The sequence below is a fragment of the Kitasatospora sp. Root107 genome, from assembly GCF_001424875.1.
Taxonomy (GTDB): Bacteria; Actinomycetota; Actinomycetes; order Streptomycetales; family Streptomycetaceae; genus Kitasatospora.
The window spans coordinates 25645-42825 of the sequence record NZ_LMCT01000023.1 but is presented as its reverse complement, the minus strand read 5'-3'; the positions used below and the strand labels follow the sequence as shown (position 1 = coordinate 42825).

Below are 17181 nucleotides of genomic sequence, written 5' to 3'. Positions count from 1 at the left end.
GGCCGCTGCTCAGGCCCGGCGCCCAGGGAGCAGTGCGGCGGGCAGCAGCCCCAGCGCCAGCAGGCCCGCCGCGACCACGTACGTGAGCCTGAACCCCGCCGGGTCCGTGCCCGCCGAGCCCAGCAGTACCGAGATGAGCGCGGTCCCGGCCGAGGCCCAGACCTGCGAGTTGATGCTCAGTACGGTGCTCGCCGCCGCCAGCTGGTCCTTCGGCAGGTCGCGGGTCGCGGTCGTCATGGTCGGCAGCAGCACCATCCCGGCGCCGACGCCCATCACCATCGCCGAGCCCACCACCCGCCAGGCGGCCACCTCCGGTACGCCGACCTGAAATCCCGTCAGGGCCATCCCCAGCGCGCCCAGGGCGACGCCGGTGGTGATCAGACGCCGGGGTGACACCCGGTCGATCCGCCGCGCGGCGACCTGCAGGGTCAGGCCGACGGTCAGCCCGATCGGCGCGCCCAGCAGCCCGACCTCGGTGGCGCTCACACCCCGGACCTGCTGCCAGTACACCGGGCCGAGCAGCATCGAGCCGAAGTAGCCGCCGGTGAACAGCGCGAGCGTGCCGATCCCGGCGGCCAACCTGCGGTCGCGCAGCAGCCGCAGGTTCAGCAGCGGCTGACGCGCGGTCAGGGCCCGCCACCCGAAAGCGGCCACCAGCAGCGTCCCGGCCAGCGTGGGGAGCAGCGCTCCGGCGGCGGTGAAGTCGCCCTGTTCACCGCCCCTGGCCAGGCCGAACAGCAGCAGTGCCAGACCGGGCGAGAGCGTCAGCAGACCGGGGAGGTCCAGCTTGGGCGCGGCCGAGGAGTCGTTCGGCCGATCGGAGTGCAGCAGCTTCGCGGCGAGCACCAGGGCGGCGGCCCCCACCGGCAGGTTGACCAGGAAGATCCAGTGCCAGGAGGCGGCATCGAGCAGCCAGCCGCCGAGCACCGGACCGAGCACCGGACCGATCAGGATGGGCAGCCCGCCGAGCGCCATCGCCCGTCCGAGCTGCGCACCGTCCGCGGCGCGCATCACCATCGTCATGCCGACCGGCATCAGCAGCCCGCCGCCGAGCCCCTGCACGGCGCGGGCCGCGATCAGGCTGCCCGCGTCCCAGGCGAAGGCGGCCAGCACCGAGCCGAGCGTGAACAGGGCGAGGGCGGTCAGATAGCTGCGCTTGGCACCGATCCGCCCCATCGCCGAGGCCGCGGTCGGGATCACGGCGGCGAGTGCCAGCGTGTAGGCGGTGGTGGCCCACTGGATGGTCGCCAGCGGGGCCTGGAAGGTCTCGGCCAGGCTGCGCAGGGCGACGTTGACGATCGTGGTGTCCAGCACCGCCATCATCGAGCCGATGATCGTGACGGTGAGGGTGCGGCGGAGGGCCGTGGGCAGGGCCCGAGCCGGCTGCTGCGGCGCCTCGACGAGCTGAGCGGCGGTCATCCCCCGACCCGCTGTGGTGGTCATCCCCCGACTCCCTCAGCCCTGGTACGGGCGGGTGGTCCTGGCGCCCCGCAGGGCCCGTCCCCACCAGGTGAGTTGGCCGAGCATCCCCTTGACCGCACCCTCGGTCACGGCGGCGTCGCGCGGCGCCCCGTCCGGCCCGAGCCCCGACCACGGCCCGTGCAGGCTGACCGAGTCGCGCACCGTCACGGCGTGCAACTCAGCGAAGATCAGCCGGAGTTGCTCGACGGCGCGGAGGCCGCCACCGAGTCCGCCGTACGAGACGAAGCCGACCGGCTTGGCGTGCCACTGCTGGTGGTGCCAGTCGAGCAGGTTCTTCAGCGCGGCCGGGAAGCTGTGGTTGTACTCGGGGGTGACGACCACGAACGCGTCGGCGGCGGCCAGCCGGGGCGTCACGCCCGCCAGCGCGGCGGCGGTCTCCGGGCTCGGTGTACCACCCCAACCGGGCATCACCAGCGGCAGGTTGACCTCGGCCAGGTCGATGACGTCCAGCTCCAGGCCGGCCTGAGCGGCGGCGGCCCCGACGAACCAGTCGGTGACGGCCGGGCCCTGACGCCCCTCGCGGACGCTGCCGATGATGACCGCCACGCGCAGCGGTGCGTCCTCGTGGGTGGTGCTGACGGCAGCGGGTACGGCTTCGCTGGCAGGCATGGTGGTGTCCCCTCCTCGTGGGGTGACCGCCCGTCGCGGCCTCCCCTCCGGTAAAGTACAACGTGCGTTGTCGAAAGTGCAACGGTCGTTGTAATTCTCCTGGGAGGCATGTGTGAGCAGCGGCAACGAGGCTTGGATGGAGAAGGCCCGGCGCGAGGTCTCGCCCCGGAAGCTGGAGAAGCAGATCGCCCTCGCGAGTGCGGCCTGCTCGGTCTTCGGCCGCGAGGGCTACGCCCGTGCCTCGGTCGACGCGCTCGCGGCCGCAGCCGGCGTCTCCACCCGCACGCTCTACAACCACTTCCCCGGCGGCAAGGCCGACCTCTTCCGCACCGTCGTCACCTGGACTTCGGGGGAGGTGCGGGAGGCTCAATTGGCCCGTCTGCAGGCCCTGTTGGACCCGGAGCGGCCACCGCACCCGGATGATCTGGCGCGCGATCTGACCGCGCTGGCCCGCGCGTTCGTCGGCCTGATGGCCGACTACCCGAACCACTTCGCCCTGGTCCGCCACATCCACGCCGAGGCCGACCATGTGCCGCCCGAGGTGCTGGAGGCATGGAAGGACGCGGGCCCCGGCCCGGTCGGCCGCGCGCTCGCCGAGGCGATGACCGGCCTGGCCGACGCGGGCCTGATCGACCTGCACGGGGACGCGGCGATGGCCGGTGCGCACTTCACGGCGCTGTCCTCGCACTCGATCGTGCAGCTCTCGCACTACGGCGTCCTGCCGCTGCCCAAGGAGGAGACCGACCGCCTGATCGAGGGTGGCGTGCTCGCCTTCCTGCGGGCGTACCGGGCCGGCCGCGCCTAGGCCCCCGGCCGAGGTCAGCGAAACAGGTCGGCGTGGTCGGCAGTCCAGTCGCGCAGGCTCCGGGCCGGAGTGCCGGTGACGTCCCGGACCGTGCTGGTGACCGACTCCGGCGCGTCGACCCGGGCCGCGAGGAAGTCGAGCGCGCCGTCCACGATCCCGAGCGGCCACCCGGTGTCGACCAGCCGCCGACGGGCGGCCTCCCGGCACACCGTCCGTGGGCGGGCGGCCGGACGGCGCCAACCCTGCCACCGTCACCCTGTGCGGCGCCTACCCGCTTGATCCTGCCCGGGCCCACCCACTGCTCCGGGACCTCCCGGACGCCCTGCACCTGCCCGCCCGGTCCGGTCACCGCCCCGAGATCCGCGCCGCGGTCGAACTCCTCGCCGCCAAGGGTGGACTCTCCCGCGCCGCCTTCGCCAGGCGCTTCGCCGCGATGGTCGGCCGACCGCCGCTCGGCTGCCTGACCTGGTGGCGGATGACGACGGCTGCCCGCCTGCTCCGGGAGTCGGACAGCCCGCTCAGTGCGCCGGCCGAACAGGTCGGCTACAGCTCGGAGTTCGCCTTCGGCAACGCCTTCAAGCGGGAGTACGGCCTCGCCCCCGGCCGGTACCGCCGACAGCAGAGACCCGTCACGCCGGGAGGAAGAACCCGGTGACGTCGGCGAGCCGGCCGTCGCGGTGCAGCGCGGTGCTGACGCCCGCCATCGCGGGTTCGCCCTGCTCGCTGAGCTGGGTCCACCGGGCGAGGGAGCGGTCGTGGTGGTCGAGCACCTCGTCGATGCGGAACCGGTGACCGGGGAACGCAGCGGCGAACCCGGCCATGTAGGCGGCCAGTTCGGTCAGGCCGCTGACCTCGGTGCCCGGGTCCCGGTACCCGATCTCGTCCACCGCGACCTCCCCGAGCGCGGCGACCCGCTCGCCCTCCTCGGCCGACCAGCAGGCGGCGTAGTCCGTCCAGAGCTGCTGTGAGTCACTCATCGCTGTCCCTCTTTCGTGGGCCGATCGACGCGAGCGCGCCATCGGTGACGGTGTGCAGTTTGGTGATCGGTGTGCCGGCCCGGACCAGCACCAGGAGCCCCTGATAGAGCGTCAGAAGCTGAACTGACGTCATCTCGACATCCAGGTCGGCCGGAACGGTCCCCAGTGCACGGGCCCGCGTCAGAGCGTCGGCGAACCCGGCCTCGATGGTCTCCAGGCCCTGCCGCACCCCCGCGGCAGCCTGGGGGACGGTGAAGGACTCCACCGCGGTATTGGTGAGCAGACAGCCGGGGTCGGGTTCGAGACCGGTCCCGAACGCCGAGGTGAAGAACGACCGGATGCCCGCCAGCGGATCGGTCGGTTCCAGCAGGTGCACCCGGACCCGCCCCTGCACCACCTGCTCGTTGTAGGCCTCCAGAGCGGCCTGGAACAGCCCGTCCTTGCTCTGGAACGTCCGATACAGGCTGCCCGGGTGCAGCCCCGTCGCCTCCTCGATGTCCCGCAGCGAGGCGCCCTGGTAACCCCGACGGCGAAACAACCCCATGGCGGAGGCCAACACCTCGGCCCGGTCCCAGAGTTGCCTGCGCCCCACGGTTACCCTCCCTGGTAGTTGAACGACTGCTCACAAAATAGCACGCGCGCCGCCCCTGCCGTCGCCGGCCCGGTTAGGATCGCGATCACGGGGTGGGGCGGGGTGTCCGAGGCGGGTCTCGGCTGCCCCGACTCGGCCAATCGACGTGCGGGGGGAGACGCCTGATGGACGTGGTGCGCAGGGCTGTCACGCGTGATCAGCTGGCCGGAGTCGCCCATGCGGCAGGGGGAGCCGGACGTCACCTCGTCAGCGTGTCGCGGCTGCGGGGCGGCAGCAAGAAGGGCGTCTACCGTCTCACCTACGACGACGACTCCACCGCGATCCTCTACATCTGGGACGACGCCGAGAACTACTGGCCCACCTCGCAGGTCGCTGCCGCCGACAACCATGCGGATCCCTTCTCGCACGCCTCCGGCATCGACCTGTTCGAGGCCGCGAACAGACACCTGGACGCCCTCGGGATCCGCACGCCCCGGATCCGGCTGGCCGACCGGAGCAGAACCCACTACCCGGCCGACGTCGCGGTGGTGGAGGACGTGCCGGGCGAGAGCCTGGAGGCACTGCTCCACCGCGACCCGCGTCGGGCGGAACCGACCCTGGCCCGGCTCGCCGAGGCGCTCGACGTGCTGCGACGGCACTCGGGGCCGCGCTTCGGCAAGGTCGCGCTGATCGACAACGGCGGTGTCTCCGACGGGAGTTCGTGCGAACAGGTCGTCCTCGACCGCGCACTCGAGGACCTCGCCGAAGCCGCCGCCCGCGATCTGCGGATCGCCGACGTCCGCTCCCAACTGGAGGGCACCGTCCGCCGACTGGCCGCTGCGGTGCACCCGCGCTCGGAGTACGGGCTCATCCACGGGGAGCTCGGGCCGGACCACGTCCTGGTGGACGGGGACGGGCACCCTGTCCTCATCGACATCGAGGGCCTGATGTTCTTCGACGTCGAGTGGGAGCACGTCTTCCTGCGGATCCGCTTCGACGAGCACTACCGGTGGCTGGACAGCGGCGGCCTGGACGAACAGCGCCTCGCCTTCTACACGTTGGCGATGCGCCTGTCCCTCGTCGCGGGCCCGCTCCGACTCCTCGACGGCGACTTCCCGGACCGCGCGGTCATGGCGGGAATCGCCGAGTACAACCTCGGGCAGGTGCTCGCCTCAATCTACTGACAGGCAGTCAGATCCGACCGGAAAGCAGTACCCTAACCCGCGGGTTACGGCACCTGCGACTCTCGGCCTGCACCTCGGTTTCGCTGCCGCCGCGACCCCCGCTGAGCTGACCGAAGCCGCCCGCCGCCTCGCCCTCCCCGCCCGCTCGGGCACGCCGGCGCCTGACCGGACGCCGGAGCACGACGGCAGAGGGGCAGTCAGATTCTGACCGGCCCTCTGAACCGGGCAGTGGTGGCGGGATTCGCACCCGGTCCTGCTGAGGACAACCGTCCGCCGCGACCGGAGGGGAGTCCGGTCGCGGCGGACGTACGGGTCAGGCGCCGGCGGCCACGGCCGTCAGCCAGGTGTTCCAGTCGCTCTCGTAGTTCAGCGAGGTGAGGAGGGAGCGCGCGGCGGTCCAGTTTCCGGTGCGGTAGTAGCCGAGCACGGCGGTGACGTCGGCCGGGTGCTTCTCGATCATGTAGCGGGCGGCGAGGTAGCCCCAGTTGTAGGTGCGGTTCGTGTCGGTGTTGTTGTAGGTGGTGTCGAACAGCGTGCGCAGCGAGTAGGTGTGCTTGCCGGCCTCGGCCACCGCGTTGGCGTAGGTGACGCCGCGGTAGGAGTAGGAGATGTACTCCGCGAAGCCCTCGCCCCACCACACGGTCGGGGTGGTCTGGCTGGCGCTGAAGTCGCCGTACAGGTCGAAGCGGCCGTCGAGGTAGTGGGTGTACTCGTGGTTGAGGTTCCAGATCTGCCAGCCGGGGCTCACGTCGGTGCGCTCGTAGCAGATGAACCGGGGCTGGTTGCCCGTCCTGGCGGGGTCACCCTCCAGGTACATGCCGCCGTTGTTGGTGTCGATGCCGTAGATCTTCCCCGCATTGGCCTTGTAGTCGGCGCTCGAGTTGAAGACGTCGACCTCCAGGGTGGTGTTGTAGTCGTTCGCGACCGGACCCGAGTCCTTGACCACGTTGTGGAAGTAGGCGTCCTGGTTGGCCAGGCTCGTGCAGGTCGCCGCCAGCTGGGCGGCGGTCATCTCCTGTGCCCGGATCCGCAGCGACGGGCTGCAGGTGTGGACGATCGGCAGGATGCGCGACTCCAGCCTGCCGCCGGTGGTCCCGGTCGCGCCGGGGGCGCCCTGGGTGCTGCCGTGGGCGGGGCGCTGGCCCGCGTCCGTCGAGACCTGGTCCGGCTTGGGCGCAGCCTGGGCGGCTTGGGCGGTCTGGAGGGGGGTAGCCGCGATGGCCGCGATCAGCAGAGCGGTGGCTATGGCACGCAAGATTCACTCCTGGGGGTTGGAGCGGACGTCCCGTCCGTGACGGGCTGCGGAGTAAAATGGCACACGTCACATTGCTTTTCAATACTTTTCACCGGGACTGCCGCGCACACTTCCCCGGGACCGGGGAGCAGCGAGGAGAGCGGGACACGCCAGTGAGCTCACTGGTCACTCCGGCCACGCCCGCGCCGGAGCTGTACTGCGCTGCCGGCAGGAACGCCAGAGGGCCCGTCAGATTTAGCTGATGGGCCCTCTGAACCGGGTCGGGGTGGCGGGATTCGAACCCACGGCCGGTTCGCCCCGATGGCACGCAGCGTGGCGGCTCAGGGCTGCGGTAATTTCAACCCGCTGGCTGAACAGCAGCCGTAGCCCTGGCCGGCTTGGACTTGTTCGTGACCCGTCCGTGTCGCCGCTCGCGCCGAGCGCGGCTCAGGAGGTCACCGTACTCAGTTCCAGCCGGGGGCCGGTGGTAGCGGCCAGTTGGGCGGGTCCGGCAGCGGACGGTCGGAGGCGAGTGGAGCGTCGTTCGCGCGGCCGCTGAGCCAGGCGAGGAGGGCATGGCCGGTGCTGGTGAGGGTGGGGCCGGTCGTGGCGAGAGTCCAGGAGCGGCCGAGGTCGGGGGCTTCGACGCGGCTGAGCGGGAAGTCGTGGGCGGCGAGCGTGTTGAGGGTGTCGTCGAGGGCCCATGTCACGTACGTCCTGGGCCAGTCGGCCGGGCGGTAGCCGATGTCCAGGTCGACGTGGTGGTGCTCCAGTTCCCGCCAGCAGCGATGAAGCGTGTACCAGGCCGGGTGTCGCCAGCCGGCCAGTGCCGTGACCAGGGTGTCCCAGGCTTCGGTGGGCATCGACGCGGCGGCTTCGGCCAGGCGGGCGAGGCGGGCGCGCAGGTCGGTGGCGAGGTCGGCGGCTGGGCGGTCGGTGCCGTCGAGAGCCTTGGCACCTGTCCTTGGGCCGGGTTCGGCGCCGGTACGGGCCACGGCCAGCAGCCAGAGGTACGCGTCCACGCTGCCGGTCAGGTGGGTGATGACGTGGCCACGCGTCCAGCCGGGGATCGTCGAGGGCGCATGGACGTCCGTGTCGGTCAGTGCGTCAAGGGCGCTGGTGAGCCGTGCTCCGGAGCGGGTGACTTCCTCGATGATGTTGATCACGGCCGTACTGTAGCGGCGGGTTGGCGTCTCGACCGGACGGTCTTCAATGGGCTGAACCGGCCGGACGCTGTGGCGGAGACAACCTGGATGCGGGTCGCGCAGGCGATTGGCGATCTCGGGTACGTCCGCAAATGCAGCGTCGGGGGAGCGTGCGGTGCACTGGCGGCAGTCCGGTTTCGCCAGGTGGCTGGTCCGGCCGGCCGCGACGGGCTGGTGCCCGAAGAGCTGATCGAGGGTCTGACCCGGTTCTGGGAGGAAGCGCTCGAAGTCCGTCGGCGGATGTCGCTCGGGTCACCGGTCGCGGGGCCCGGCGCTCTACTGAGGAACGGTCAGTAGGGCGGGCGGCCGGGAGTCAACAACACCATCTGCCTGGACACCGGCTGCGTCTTCGGCGGCAGCATGACCGCGCTGCGGTACCCGGAGCGTGAGCTGGTCTTACTGGGTCGGGGTGGCGGGATTTGAACCCACGGCCTCTTCGTCCCGAACCAACTCGGGCGCTCCCCTGACGTGGGGGAGTAGCGCCGATGACCTGCACAGACAGTCCCCGAACGTCCGTGGTTGTCCGCCGAAGTACAGGCTCGTTGTAGCGCAGTTAGACACTCAGCTTCGCAGTGTGCGTTGTCAGCCCTGGTTGTCAGATCCGCCGCCGACCCACGCCAAGATCACAGGTTCTCCAGAGCCTCGATCAGCTTGCTGATCGAGATCTTCTTGCCGTTGCCCTCGTGAGTACGGCCTTTCATCCACTCGGCGGTGGCCCTACCGATGCGCAGGTCGCCAACGTGCTTACCGTCGTTGTCTGAAATCTTCAGCAGGATCCCGTTGTTGCCAAGCCTGATGTCCACGTCGTCCATCTTGACCTGTACCTTCATGGCTTCCTCCTGTGCGGCCACGCCCCGGACTCTTTGATCACCAGAATGCGGGCGCCGCAAGAAGTCCGCCACGGGACTCCCGCCCGATGGCGTAGTGAGCATGCCAGTGGCCGGCGCCTATCGGAGCACCCCCGTTCTGTCACGTCGCAGGCTCGGACTCCCTCTCACCTACCACTCGGCTACGTCAAAATTTTTGGGAGCTACGTCGTTTGCCTAGCCTAGATCTCGCGTAGTAGGCTCTACGCAAGAGGCGAGGCCACGGTCCCGCGTAGTCGGTTTAGTTTGGATTGACGTAGGGAGTTGTCATGGAGCTACAGATGCCTGGCATCGGATACCGGCAGGGGAGTCGCCTCATGGTGACCACTGCCATGGATCCCGTGGCACTGGTCAAGACGGTGGCGCAGCCCGACCCGTGGAATCCCGTGGGCTCGTCACCGCACGGGAACCGCCCCCAGGACAAGGCTCACCGCAAGGGCATCGCCGAGTACCTGGAGAGCGAGGAGCACTTCGTCCTTGGTGCCGTCGTCCTCTATGCAAAGCGGTCCGAAGCTCGGTTTGAGCCGGAACCCGGTAAGGAAAACCGGGCAATCGTGCCGGGCACTCTTTACCTCAACTACGGAGCACAGTTCGACGTCGGTGACGGCCAGCACCGGATCGGCGCCTACTCGGACGTCATCCAGGCACATAGCGAAGACGAAGATCCGGTCATGCAGCGGATCCGGGCATCCGGACAACCACTGGTCGTGGTGATTGACGACAACCCGCTCAACCGCGCACAGGACTTCACCGACCTGCAGCGGAACGCTAAGCCGCCGTCCGCAAGCATCGGCTTGAGCATGGACCGCCGCCAGTCCGTCAACCGGCTGATGATCAAGATGGTTCAGCGACCAGAGCTCGCCATCTTCGGTAATGGTGCTGACCGGGTGGAGTTCTTCAAGGACTCGCCTGGCAAGCTGAGCGCGAAGCTCTTCTCCTTCAAGACGATCCGATACCTCAGCGGAACGGTCTTGATCGGAGTCTCTCAGCGCACCACCAAGGGCTGGGACAAGGCTGTCAACGACTTCGTGGAAGCCCACGAGGCCGAAGCCGCCCACACGCTGACCGAACTCTGGCGTGGCCTTGCGGAGTGGCCGGACATTGCGGCCGTGGTGGCAGGTGATCGGACCACAGCGAGCCTGCGAGAGGAGACCTACCTAACGAGCGCAGGTGTGCTCTATGCCATCGCCTACGCCGTGCACCGTGCGCACGTCGACTACAAGATCCCGATCAAGACTGCGATGGCAGCTCTCGCCAAGGTTGACTACCGTCGCGTCCCTGCTCCAAAGCCCGGCGAGAAGATCACGGTCAGGGAGACTCCCTTCGCTGGCAACCTGATTGACCCTGAGACAGGCAAGATCGGCTCCGGCCGGCCGGCTTGGGAAGCTGCTGCTGAAGGGCTGCTCAAGCAGATCAACAAGACCTTCTAGACGTGGATACGTCCGCGAGCCGGCTCCTCACAAGGCGGCTCGCGGACGTTTGCATGCGGGTGGTGGAACGGTTTTGGCCGGTGTCCTGTCTGGTCTGGGTCCGAGCATGATCGGGGGGCCGTAAGCTGTTGCGACTCGGTCAGGGCTTCTGGGCCTGACCGCAATTTGGCCGAGTGGCCCCCCGGTCTTGCTCGGTGCGGGTCCCGGTCCTGGCAGGTGGGTAAAACCGTGGAGCCGCCCGCCATCAGCCATGGCGGGTTGGCCACCCCCTCCTACGTCCGCCCTCCAGGCGCGGCCGGCCGCCGCCGAAGCGGGGCGAAGACAGGAGCGACGGCGAGCGGTGCGGCCAGCGCCGCGAGCGCAGCGAGCCTTGAACCCGTAGAGAAGGTTTTTACTCAACGCCCCGACATGGTCAACGTTCGCCCATCGTGGGAACGGACATGGGGAGCGTCGTCCTGGAGTGCGTCCGTGATCCGTACGGCGAAGACCTCGCCCATGTGGGCGCTGGCCTCCTCGGGCGTCAGCCACTCGACGGCCGTCGACTCCTCCGAGAGCTGCTCGCTCCCGCCCTCGGGGTGGCACCGGAAGACCAGCGCGACGATGCCACGGGTCATGTTCTTGTAGACCCCGGTCAGCCGGTCCACGGTGACCTTGATGCCGGTCTCCTCGTAGATCTCCCGACGAACGCCGTCCTCGACCGTCTCGCCGAGTTCGAGCACACCACCCGGGGGCTCCCAGGTTCCGTTGTCGGCGCGCCGGATCGCCAGGACCCGGCCATCCTCACGGACCACGACGCCGGCCACCGACACGGAGTGGAGCGGCGTTGACGGGGCTTCTCGGCGGCTGCTACTCATGTACAGGAGGATAGGAGAACAGAAGGACTATGGCGAGCGGTGAAGCGGCCTCTACGGCCAAGGCGAAGTATCTGCAGATCGCGGACGACATTGCGGCGCAGATCCGCTCCGGAGCGTTGGCACCCGGTGCAGCGGTGCCCAGTGAAACTGAGCTGATGGCAAGGTACGGCGTCGCGTCCGGCACAGTACGGAAGGCGATTGCCGAATTGCGGACGATGCAGTTGATCGAGACTCACCACGGCCGGGGCTCCTACGTCCGCTCTCGGCCCCCGGTGCAGCGCAAGTCCTCTGATCGGTTCCGCCGTGCCCACCGGCTTGCGGGCAAGGCTGCCTATCTGGCTGAGACTGAGCAGGCTGGTGGCAAGCCCTCAATCACGGTCCTCTTCGTTGGCCCAACTGAAGCACCCTCCGAGATCGCGGAGCGGCTGAGCATCCCCGCGGGCACACAGGTGCTCGCCCGGAAGCGGCGGTACTTCCGCGACTTGGTCCCGACCGAAGAGGCGACGTCGTACATGCCCTGGGATGTGGTCAAGGACATCCCCGAGATGTTCGCCGAGAACCCCGGCCCCGGGGGGATCTACGCCCGCCTGGAGGAACGCGGTTACGTGCTCGCCGAGTTCACGGAGACCGTGCGCGCCCGGCTGGCGACCAAGGCGGAGAGCTCCGCTCTCGCGCTGAGCCCCGGCTCACCTGTCATCCATCTGGTTCGGGACGCGATCACAAGCGAAGGCCGCGTGGTCGAGGTCTGCGACACCACCATGGCCGCTGACCAGTTCGTTCTCGACTACCGCTTCGCAGCTCGCGACTGACGGACCATCACCCTGACAGCCCGCCACAAGATTCTTTCTCGTGGCGGGTTGACTCATGTACAGGAGTCGGGCACTCTTCTATCTACCGGCTCATGTACATGAGTGTATGAGGGAATCTCTTCTAGAGGAGCTGCATGATGGCCGTCTTCAAGATCGACACTTCGACCGCGTTCGTGTTCGTTGTCATCCCGCCGGCGCCGAAGCTGGTGAACAAGCAGACGGGCGAGATCGCCCTCGACCGGGAGACCGGCGCGAAGCTGATGACCGTGGGTCTGACCCTCGCCGATGACGGTGAGGCGAACCTCTACACCGTGACCGTTCCGGAGACGGGGATCTCCGAGGGGCTGATGGTCGGTCACCCGGTGGCGGTGACTGGGCTCAAGGCCCGTGACTGGGAGAACGAGTTCAACGGCCAGAAGCGGCACGGGATTTCGTTCCGAGCGATGGCCATCACGTCCCTGGTCCCGGCTCCGGCGAAGGACTGAGTGCCGTGTCCGAGCTGCTGACGCTGGTCGAGGTGGGCGGTCCTGTGGCCGCTGTCGCCGGTGGTGCGGCGTACGCACGGGTCAAGGCTCCGGCGGTGTACTGGTCGGCGGTCGGTCTGCCGGTCACGGCGGTGAGGTTCTCCGCCACCTACGGCAGCACGATGGATGCCTGCGGCCTCACCGTCGCCCCGTCCCGGCTCCGGGTCCTGCTCACCCGGGCGACCACCCGACGGGAGATCCGCCCGGTCCCTCCGAAGATCCGCCGCGTCCGTCCGACCTCGACGGGTCTGCGGGTCCGCCTGCGGCTGGCACCGGGCCAGGAACCGGCGGACGTGGCCGCCTCGGCGGAACGCCTTCGCCACGCCTGGGGCGTGCACGCCGTGCACGTGGCGTCGGTCAAGCCTGGTGTGGTGGAACTGCGGATGACCGGCTTCGACGTGCTCCGCAACGTGCGGATGCCGCGTCGGCTGCCGGCCGGTGAGCTGCTGGTCCCGGTCGCGCTGCGGGACGACGGTACGGCCTTCGTCCGCAACTACCGGGCCATCCCGCACTGTCTGACCCTGGGCGCGACGCTCACCGGCAAGTCGGTGTACATGCGCAACCTGATCACCGGTCTCGCCAAGCTGGACGTGGCGTTGGTGGGGATCGACTGCAAGCTCGGTGTCGAACAGGCGCCGTTCGCTCCCCGCCTGTCCGGGCTGGCGACCGACCCGGACAAGGCAAGTGCGCTGCTGGACAAGCTGGTTGCCGAGATGGAAGCCCGCTACGACCTGATCCGCGACCAGCAGGGGATCACCGGTTCGGTGCCCGATGACGAGATCACCTCGGACATCTGGGGCCTGCCGGCCAAGCTGCGGCCGGTGCCTCTGGTGCTGATCGTGGATGAGGTCGCCGAACTGTTCCTGGTCGCCACCCGCAAGGACGAGGAGCGCCGGGATCACATGGTCACCCAGCTCATCCGCCTCGCTCAACTCGGTCGCGCCGCTGGGGTGTTCCTGGAGGTCTGCGGTCAGCGGTTTGGCTCCGAGCTTGGCAAGGGCGCAACGATGCTCCGCGCTCAGCTCACCGGCCGCGTAGTTCACCGCGTCAACGACAAGACGACTGCGGAGATGGGTCTCGGTGACATCTCGCCCGAGGCGGTGCTCGCCGCAACGCAGATCGCCCCGGAGATGCCCGGTGTGGCGGTGGCCGGTGACTCCTCCGGCGGCTGGTCCCGGATGCGGACCCCGAACCTGTCCCTCGCGGACGCCGCCCGGATCTGCCGGGAGACCGCCCACCTCGCCCCGGTCCTGCCTGCGCTGGCGGCCTTCCGCCCCTACGTCCCGCCTGTGACCACCCCGGTCGGCGGCCCGTCACTGGTCAAGCCCCGCCCCGTCACTGGCTGACCCACCCCTCCCGTCCGGTCGGCGTGACCGCCTTCGCGCCAAGTCCCTACCCGAGCCATGCCCAAAGCCGGAAGGACCCGCCTCATGGCCGCCAGGAAAACCACCCGCACCAAGCCCGCACCGCCCAAGTGCTCCGCCTGTGCCGGAGAGGGCTGGGTCACTGAGACCCACACCGTCGGCCGGGGCAAGCAGACCCACCCCGCTGGAGAGGTCGAGGTCCTGTGCCCGACCTGCCTCGGCTCCGGTACTCAGCGGTGAGCCGCTATCTCTCCTCCGACCACTGGGGGGACCAGGAAGCCGCCGACGCCGAAGCCAACTCCGGAAACAGCAGCATCTTCGAACATCCCATCGCCAGTGATCCCGTACACGGCGGCTGCATCGAGCCGCACCGGGACTCCACCGGCGACTACGTCGACTGCGCGGGCCGCAGCATCTGACCCCAAATCCGCCGGTGCCGGGCGGCAGGCATACCCGCCCGGCCCCGGCCCCAACTCCCGGAAGGAGAAGGCCCGATGCGACTGCCCCGCACGGACGCCGTACTCGTCCAGGCCGCTATTGCCGGCGCCCTGTCCTTCGCCCACCTCCACGACCTCGCCAACGCCGCCGGGCAGCACGGTTGGAAGGCATGGGCCTACCCCGTCTCCGTCGATCTGCTCCTGGTCGCCGCCTGGCACCGGATGCGCGTCCTTCGGGCCACCGGCTCCCCCGCGCGGGCCGCCTGGACCTGGTTCGCCATCGCCCTGGCCGCATCCCTCGGTGCCAACGTCGCCACCGCCGGACTCCTCGACCTCGACCATGTCCCGGCCTGGCTGCGAATCCTCGTCGCCGGCTGGCCAGCCCTCGCCTTCTTCGGCGGCACACTCCTGGCGCACACCGCCACCACCACGCACCCGGCCGAGCCAGAGCCCGAACTACCGCTCTACGAGCCCGAGATCGCACCACCGCCCGCCCCGGTGGCCGAGCCTGCGCCCGAGGCTGTCGAGGCTCCCGAACCAGTGCCCGCGCTCCCGGCCGCACCGACACCGGCCATCCCGACCGTGGCTGTTCCGGCCGCTCTGGTCGAGCACGCCCGCAAGATCGCCGACGAACACCGGACCCGTACCGGCTCCCCGATTGACTCGGCCACCCTGCGCGTCCGCCTCGGTGTCCCGCCGCAGTTCGCCGACGCCATCGCCGCCCAACTCGCCTGACAGGAGGCCCATCCCATGCCCCGCCCGATCCGACCGCGCAACACGATCCGCATCGGTCCCGTCCAGGTCGCCACCTACTTCGACGGCCACGGCCGCGAGAAGCACACCGCCGTCTGCACCGCCCCGCGCTGCGGCTTCTCCGCCGACTACGACTCACGCCCCGCCGCTGAGATCGCCGCCCGCGCCCACCGCTGCACCGTCCGCTGACAGGAGCCCCGCCGTGAACATCACCCTTCCCCTAGTCCTCGTCCTGGGCGGCGCCGCCTACGCCGCGATCAAGCTCCTCGGCATCCGCCTGTGGGTCGCCGCCCTGATTGCCCTCTTCGGCTTCTACCTCGCCGGCACCTTCCTCGCCCCCGTCATCGACGAGACCACCCGTTCCGGCGTCAACGCCGTCACCGAGAAGTGAGGGGACAACCCGCCATGACCAGCACACTCCTGGCACCGCCGATCACGCTCACCCCGGACGCCTCCGGCCTGATCGCGGAAATCGAGGCGTATCTCGCCTCCCTCCCGGTGGCTGCCACGGCGGTCGGCCCGTTGATCTGCAACTACGGCAGCACCGCGCAGCTCTGGTACGCCGGTTTCCCGCAGACCGGTCCGACGTTCCTCGACCGGATCGCTCACCGCCCGGCTCGCCCGACCCCGGTGAGCATCGCCGATCACCTCCGCCTCGCCTCGCGCTACATCAACGCCTTCGGCTGGGTGCAGGGCGCGCTGTGGGACTCCGCCGGCCGGGTCTGCCTCCTCGGCGCACAGGCCGCCGTCCTCGCCCACGGCTACGGCACCCCGGACACCGTCCGCCGGGCCCGCATCCAGGTGATGGAAGTCCTGCACGCCACCGGACGGCCCGTCAGCTCCCCGGACGAATACAACGACCGTGCCACCACCCGGCAAGCCGACGTGCACCACCTGCTCGACCGGGCCTCGGCCCGCGCGCTCTCCCTCGGTCTCTGACCGGTCCCCGAGCGGCCCGACACCGCCAAGCATCCCGCCGCCCGGGGCCCGCAACCCACACCGGAAGGACCCGCACCATGGACCTCGCCCCGATCCTCGCCGCTGGCGTTCCCCTCGTCGGCTGGACCAGCCACACCACCTGGCTCTACCGGCAACTGTCCACCGCTCGCCGTGACCCGCTCACCGGCCTACACACGCGGGATGGCTTCACCATCCGGGCCAAGCACCTGGCCCGCGCGTGCCCCGAGCGCACCACGGTCCTGCTCATCGACCTGGACGACTTCAAGACGATCAACGACACCTACGGTCACGCGGCCGGTGACTCTGTCCTGGCTGCGACAGCCGAACGCCTGCACATCTGGTGCGGCCGAACCGGTACCGCCGCCCGCTTCGGCGGCGACGAGTTCGCGGTGGTCGCCCTGGACACCGCCGATCGCTTGGAGGCTCTGAGCACGGCTCTCCTAAGGCCGGTGCCGTACCTCGACAACCTGCTCGCGGTAAGCGCCTCCGTCGGCATCAGCCATCTCGCTGACCTCCCGGCCCCTTCGCTCACCGACGCGCTCGCTGCGGCCGACCGCGACATGTACGCCCACAAGCCCGACGGCCGGACCTCCCGCCGTCGTTAGATCGCGAACGGCAGGACGGTAACTCCCGTCGCCGACAAGCAAGACCGGTCCCCGGGGCGGCTCGACACCGCCAAGCATCCCGCCACCCCGGAGACCGCAACCCTCCCTGAACCGAAGCCCACGAAGGAGACCTTCATCATGCCCCAGCACAACCACGCCCCGGCCCGTCACTGCTCTGACTGCTCCGGCTTCGCCAGCGTCGCCATCGCCACCGGCCTCCGGCTGACCGACGGCTCCCGCGACACCGTCCCGGTGAACTGCCCGACCTGCCACGGCACCGGCACCGTCCCCGCCCCCACCCGGCGCACCCTCACCCGGGCCTGATCGCCATGGGCGCCCACTTCAACTGGTCCGACAAGAAGCACTGGTCCCCGCGCGCCGAGCCCTGCGGCATCTGCGACAAGCCCACCAACCTCCGCTCCGACCGGGGCAAGCCCGCCCACAAGGTCTGCGCCGAGACCTGGACCGACCAGCACACCAAGCCCGCCGACAAATCCTGACCGCACGGCCCC

At 69.6% G+C, this 17181-nt stretch carries 24 protein-coding genes, 1 tRNA gene and 2 pseudogenes; 17 read left to right on the top strand and 10 right to left on the bottom strand.

The features are described from left to right. Positions 1–9: 9 nt before the first annotated feature. Together ASC99_RS20265 and ASC99_RS20260 are read right to left on the bottom strand one after the other, a co-directional pair. Complete coding sequence (locus ASC99_RS20265; RefSeq protein ID WP_082598476.1) at positions 10–1443, bottom strand: DHA2 family efflux MFS transporter permease subunit; 1434 nt, start codon at positions 1441–1443, stop codon at positions 10–12. Between the two features lie 12 nt (positions 1444–1455). Beyond that, positions 1456–2091: an NADPH-dependent FMN reductase gene (locus ASC99_RS20260; RefSeq protein ID WP_057234078.1), complete on the bottom strand. Its 636-nt coding sequence runs from the start codon at positions 2089–2091 to the stop codon at positions 1456–1458. A 112-nt stretch (positions 2092–2203) separates the two neighbouring features. Between ASC99_RS20260 and ASC99_RS20255 the strand changes: the two genes are divergently transcribed. Further along, positions 2204–2896 carry a TetR/AcrR family transcriptional regulator gene (locus ASC99_RS20255; protein ID WP_157531650.1) on the top strand — a complete coding sequence of 231 codons (693 nt, stop codon included), beginning with the start codon at positions 2204–2206 and terminating at the stop codon, positions 2894–2896. A 14-nt stretch (positions 2897–2910) separates the two neighbouring features. Here the strand turns inward: ASC99_RS20255 and ASC99_RS20250 are convergent, their stop codons facing one another. Beyond that, entirely contained in the window at positions 2911–3105 is a 195-nt protein-coding gene (locus tag ASC99_RS20250) for a hypothetical protein (RefSeq protein WP_057234077.1), read from the bottom strand. Here ASC99_RS20250 and ASC99_RS20245 point away from each other — a divergent pair. Then, positions 3093–3551 (top strand): annotated as a pseudogene (locus tag ASC99_RS20245) (helix-turn-helix domain-containing protein); the annotation flags it as partial. The gene ASC99_RS20250 and the pseudogene ASC99_RS20245 overlap by 13 nt on opposite strands. Here ASC99_RS20245 and ASC99_RS20240 read toward each other — a convergent pair. Then, on the bottom strand, positions 3526–3873 hold the full coding sequence (locus ASC99_RS20240; RefSeq protein ID WP_057234073.1) for a nuclear transport factor 2 family protein: 348 nt from the start codon (positions 3871–3873) through the stop codon (positions 3526–3528). The pseudogene ASC99_RS20245 and the gene ASC99_RS20240 overlap by 26 nt on opposite strands. Further along, the gene (locus ASC99_RS20235) at positions 3866–4465 is read right to left on the bottom strand and encodes a TetR/AcrR family transcriptional regulator (RefSeq protein WP_057234071.1); all 600 of its coding nucleotides are present in this window, start codon (positions 4463–4465) and stop codon (positions 3866–3868) included. Before ASC99_RS20235 ends, ASC99_RS20240 begins: the two co-directional genes overlap by 8 nt. Before the next feature lie 164 nt (positions 4466–4629). Between ASC99_RS20235 and ASC99_RS20230 the strand changes: the two genes are divergently transcribed. Further along, positions 4630–5628, top strand: a complete 999-nt coding sequence (locus ASC99_RS20230) for a phosphotransferase family protein (protein ID WP_057234069.1) — start codon at positions 4630–4632, stop codon at positions 5626–5628. Positions 5629–5947: 319 nt separating this feature from the next. Here ASC99_RS20230 and ASC99_RS20225 read toward each other — a convergent pair. Together ASC99_RS20225 and ASC99_RS20220 are read right to left on the bottom strand one after the other, a co-directional pair. Beyond that, positions 5948–6709 (bottom strand): annotated as a pseudogene (locus tag ASC99_RS20225) (collagenase); the annotation flags it as partial. 617 nt (positions 6710–7326) lie between these two features. Then, positions 7327–8028: a maleylpyruvate isomerase family mycothiol-dependent enzyme gene (locus ASC99_RS20220; RefSeq protein WP_057234066.1), complete on the bottom strand. Its 702-nt coding sequence runs from the start codon at positions 8026–8028 to the stop codon at positions 7327–7329. An 87-nt stretch (positions 8029–8115) separates the two neighbouring features. Here ASC99_RS20220 and ASC99_RS39770 point away from each other — a divergent pair, with 87 nt between their 5' ends. Continuing rightward, positions 8116–8364, top strand: a complete 249-nt coding sequence (locus tag ASC99_RS39770) for a hypothetical protein (RefSeq protein ID WP_057234064.1) — start codon at positions 8116–8118, stop codon at positions 8362–8364. A 108-nt stretch (positions 8365–8472) separates the two neighbouring features. Here ASC99_RS39770 and ASC99_RS38750 read toward each other — a convergent pair. Continuing rightward, positions 8473–8531: transfer RNA gene (locus ASC99_RS38750), tRNA-OTHER, on the bottom strand. A 159-nt stretch (positions 8532–8690) separates the two neighbouring features. Next, complete coding sequence (locus tag ASC99_RS20210; RefSeq protein ID WP_157531649.1) at positions 8691–8918, bottom strand: hypothetical protein; 228 nt, start codon at positions 8916–8918, stop codon at positions 8691–8693. A 284-nt stretch (positions 8919–9202) separates the two neighbouring features. On the opposite strand from ASC99_RS20210, the gene ASC99_RS20205 reads away from it, so the two are divergent. Beyond that, positions 9203–10363 (top strand): DNA sulfur modification protein DndB, encoded by a 1161-nt coding sequence (locus tag ASC99_RS20205; RefSeq protein WP_057234060.1) that lies wholly within the window; start codon positions 9203–9205, stop codon positions 10361–10363. Between the two features lie 395 nt (positions 10364–10758). Here the strand turns inward: ASC99_RS20205 and ASC99_RS20200 are convergent, their stop codons facing one another. Continuing rightward, complete coding sequence (locus tag ASC99_RS20200; RefSeq protein WP_057234058.1) at positions 10759–11229, bottom strand: NUDIX hydrolase; 471 nt, start codon at positions 11227–11229, stop codon at positions 10759–10761. A 17-nt stretch (positions 11230–11246) separates the two neighbouring features. Here ASC99_RS20200 and ASC99_RS20195 point away from each other — a divergent pair, with 17 nt between their 5' ends. The 12 genes from ASC99_RS20195 (at position 11247) to ASC99_RS39765 (ending at position 17169) form a co-directional block, all read left to right on the top strand. Further along, positions 11247–12026: a GntR family transcriptional regulator gene (locus ASC99_RS20195; protein ID WP_057234056.1), complete on the top strand. Its 780-nt coding sequence runs from the start codon at positions 11247–11249 to the stop codon at positions 12024–12026. A gap of 137 nt (positions 12027–12163) precedes the next feature. Further along, positions 12164–12511, top strand: a complete 348-nt coding sequence (locus ASC99_RS20190; protein ID WP_057234055.1) for a hypothetical protein — start codon at positions 12164–12166, stop codon at positions 12509–12511. 5 nt (positions 12512–12516) lie between these two features. Next, positions 12517–13896 (top strand): FtsK/SpoIIIE domain-containing protein, encoded by a 1380-nt coding sequence (locus ASC99_RS20185; protein ID WP_057234053.1) that lies wholly within the window; start codon positions 12517–12519, stop codon positions 13894–13896. An 84-nt stretch (positions 13897–13980) separates the two neighbouring features. Next, positions 13981–14154 carry a hypothetical protein gene (locus ASC99_RS40770; RefSeq protein WP_157531648.1) on the top strand — a complete coding sequence of 58 codons (174 nt, stop codon included), beginning with the start codon at positions 13981–13983 and terminating at the stop codon, positions 14152–14154. After that, the gene (locus ASC99_RS20180) at positions 14151–14333 is read left to right on the top strand and encodes a hypothetical protein (RefSeq protein ID WP_157531647.1); all 183 of its coding nucleotides are present in this window, start codon (positions 14151–14153) and stop codon (positions 14331–14333) included. Before ASC99_RS40770 ends, ASC99_RS20180 begins: the two co-directional genes overlap by 4 nt. Positions 14334–14408: 75 nt before the next feature. Beyond that, entirely contained in the window at positions 14409–15086 is a 678-nt protein-coding gene (locus tag ASC99_RS20175; protein WP_057234050.1) for a DUF2637 domain-containing protein, read from the top strand. 15 nt (positions 15087–15101) lie between these two features. After that, positions 15102–15293, top strand: a complete 192-nt coding sequence (locus tag ASC99_RS20170) for a mobile element transfer protein (RefSeq protein ID WP_057234049.1) — start codon at positions 15102–15104, stop codon at positions 15291–15293. Between the two features lie 13 nt (positions 15294–15306). After that, positions 15307–15495 (top strand): hypothetical protein, encoded by a 189-nt coding sequence (locus tag ASC99_RS20165; RefSeq protein WP_057234046.1) that lies wholly within the window; start codon positions 15307–15309, stop codon positions 15493–15495. Positions 15496–15509: 14 nt separating this feature from the next. Beyond that, on the top strand, positions 15510–16043 hold the full coding sequence (locus ASC99_RS20160) for a hypothetical protein (protein ID WP_057234045.1): 534 nt from the start codon (positions 15510–15512) through the stop codon (positions 16041–16043). Positions 16044–16120: 77 nt separating this feature from the next. Then, positions 16121–16669 (top strand): GGDEF domain-containing protein, encoded by a 549-nt coding sequence (locus tag ASC99_RS20155; RefSeq protein WP_057234043.1) that lies wholly within the window; start codon positions 16121–16123, stop codon positions 16667–16669. A 138-nt stretch (positions 16670–16807) separates the two neighbouring features. Continuing rightward, positions 16808–16993, top strand: a complete 186-nt coding sequence (locus ASC99_RS20150; RefSeq protein ID WP_057234041.1) for a hypothetical protein — start codon at positions 16808–16810, stop codon at positions 16991–16993. Positions 16994–16998: 5 nt separating this feature from the next. Next, entirely contained in the window at positions 16999–17169 is a 171-nt protein-coding gene (locus ASC99_RS39765) for a hypothetical protein (protein WP_200948367.1), read from the top strand. Positions 17170–17181: the final 12 nt, after the last annotated feature.

Bases quoted from the DNA above. Each gene is read 5' to 3' on its own strand.
- ASC99_RS20170 (WP_057234049.1), top strand. From the start codon at position 15,102: ATGCCCCGCCCGATCCGACCGCGCAACACGATCCGCATCGGTCCCGTC.
- ASC99_RS39765 (WP_200948367.1), top strand. From the start codon at position 16,999: ATGGGCGCCCACTTCAACTGGTCCGACAAGAAGCACTGGTCCCCGCGC.
- ASC99_RS20240 (WP_057234073.1), bottom strand. From the start codon at position 3,873: ATGAGTGACTCACAGCAGCTCTGGACGGACTACGCCGCCTGCTGGTCG.
- ASC99_RS20195 (WP_057234056.1), top strand. From the start codon at position 11,247: ATGGCGAGCGGTGAAGCGGCCTCTACGGCCAAGGCGAAGTATCTGCAG.
- ASC99_RS20260 (WP_057234078.1), bottom strand. From the start codon at position 2,091: ATGCCTGCCAGCGAAGCCGTACCCGCTGCCGTCAGCACCACCCACGAG.
- ASC99_RS20230 (WP_057234069.1), top strand. From the start codon at position 4,630: ATGGACGTGGTGCGCAGGGCTGTCACGCGTGATCAGCTGGCCGGAGTC.
- ASC99_RS20155 (WP_057234043.1), top strand. From the start codon at position 16,121: ATGGACCTCGCCCCGATCCTCGCCGCTGGCGTTCCCCTCGTCGGCTGG.
- ASC99_RS20150 (WP_057234041.1), top strand. From the start codon at position 16,808: ATGCCCCAGCACAACCACGCCCCGGCCCGTCACTGCTCTGACTGCTCC.
- ASC99_RS20190 (WP_057234055.1), top strand. From the start codon at position 12,164: ATGGCCGTCTTCAAGATCGACACTTCGACCGCGTTCGTGTTCGTTGTC.
- ASC99_RS40770 (WP_157531648.1), top strand. From the start codon at position 13,981: ATGGCCGCCAGGAAAACCACCCGCACCAAGCCCGCACCGCCCAAGTGC.
- ASC99_RS20205 (WP_057234060.1), top strand. From the start codon at position 9,203: ATGGAGCTACAGATGCCTGGCATCGGATACCGGCAGGGGAGTCGCCTC.
- ASC99_RS20265 (WP_082598476.1), bottom strand. From the start codon at position 1,443: ATGACCACCACAGCGGGTCGGGGGATGACCGCCGCTCAGCTCGTCGAG.
- ASC99_RS20175 (WP_057234050.1), top strand. From the start codon at position 14,409: ATGCGACTGCCCCGCACGGACGCCGTACTCGTCCAGGCCGCTATTGCC.
- ASC99_RS39770 (WP_057234064.1), top strand. From the start codon at position 8,116: ATGCGGGTCGCGCAGGCGATTGGCGATCTCGGGTACGTCCGCAAATGC.
- ASC99_RS20160 (WP_057234045.1), top strand. From the start codon at position 15,510: ATGACCAGCACACTCCTGGCACCGCCGATCACGCTCACCCCGGACGCC.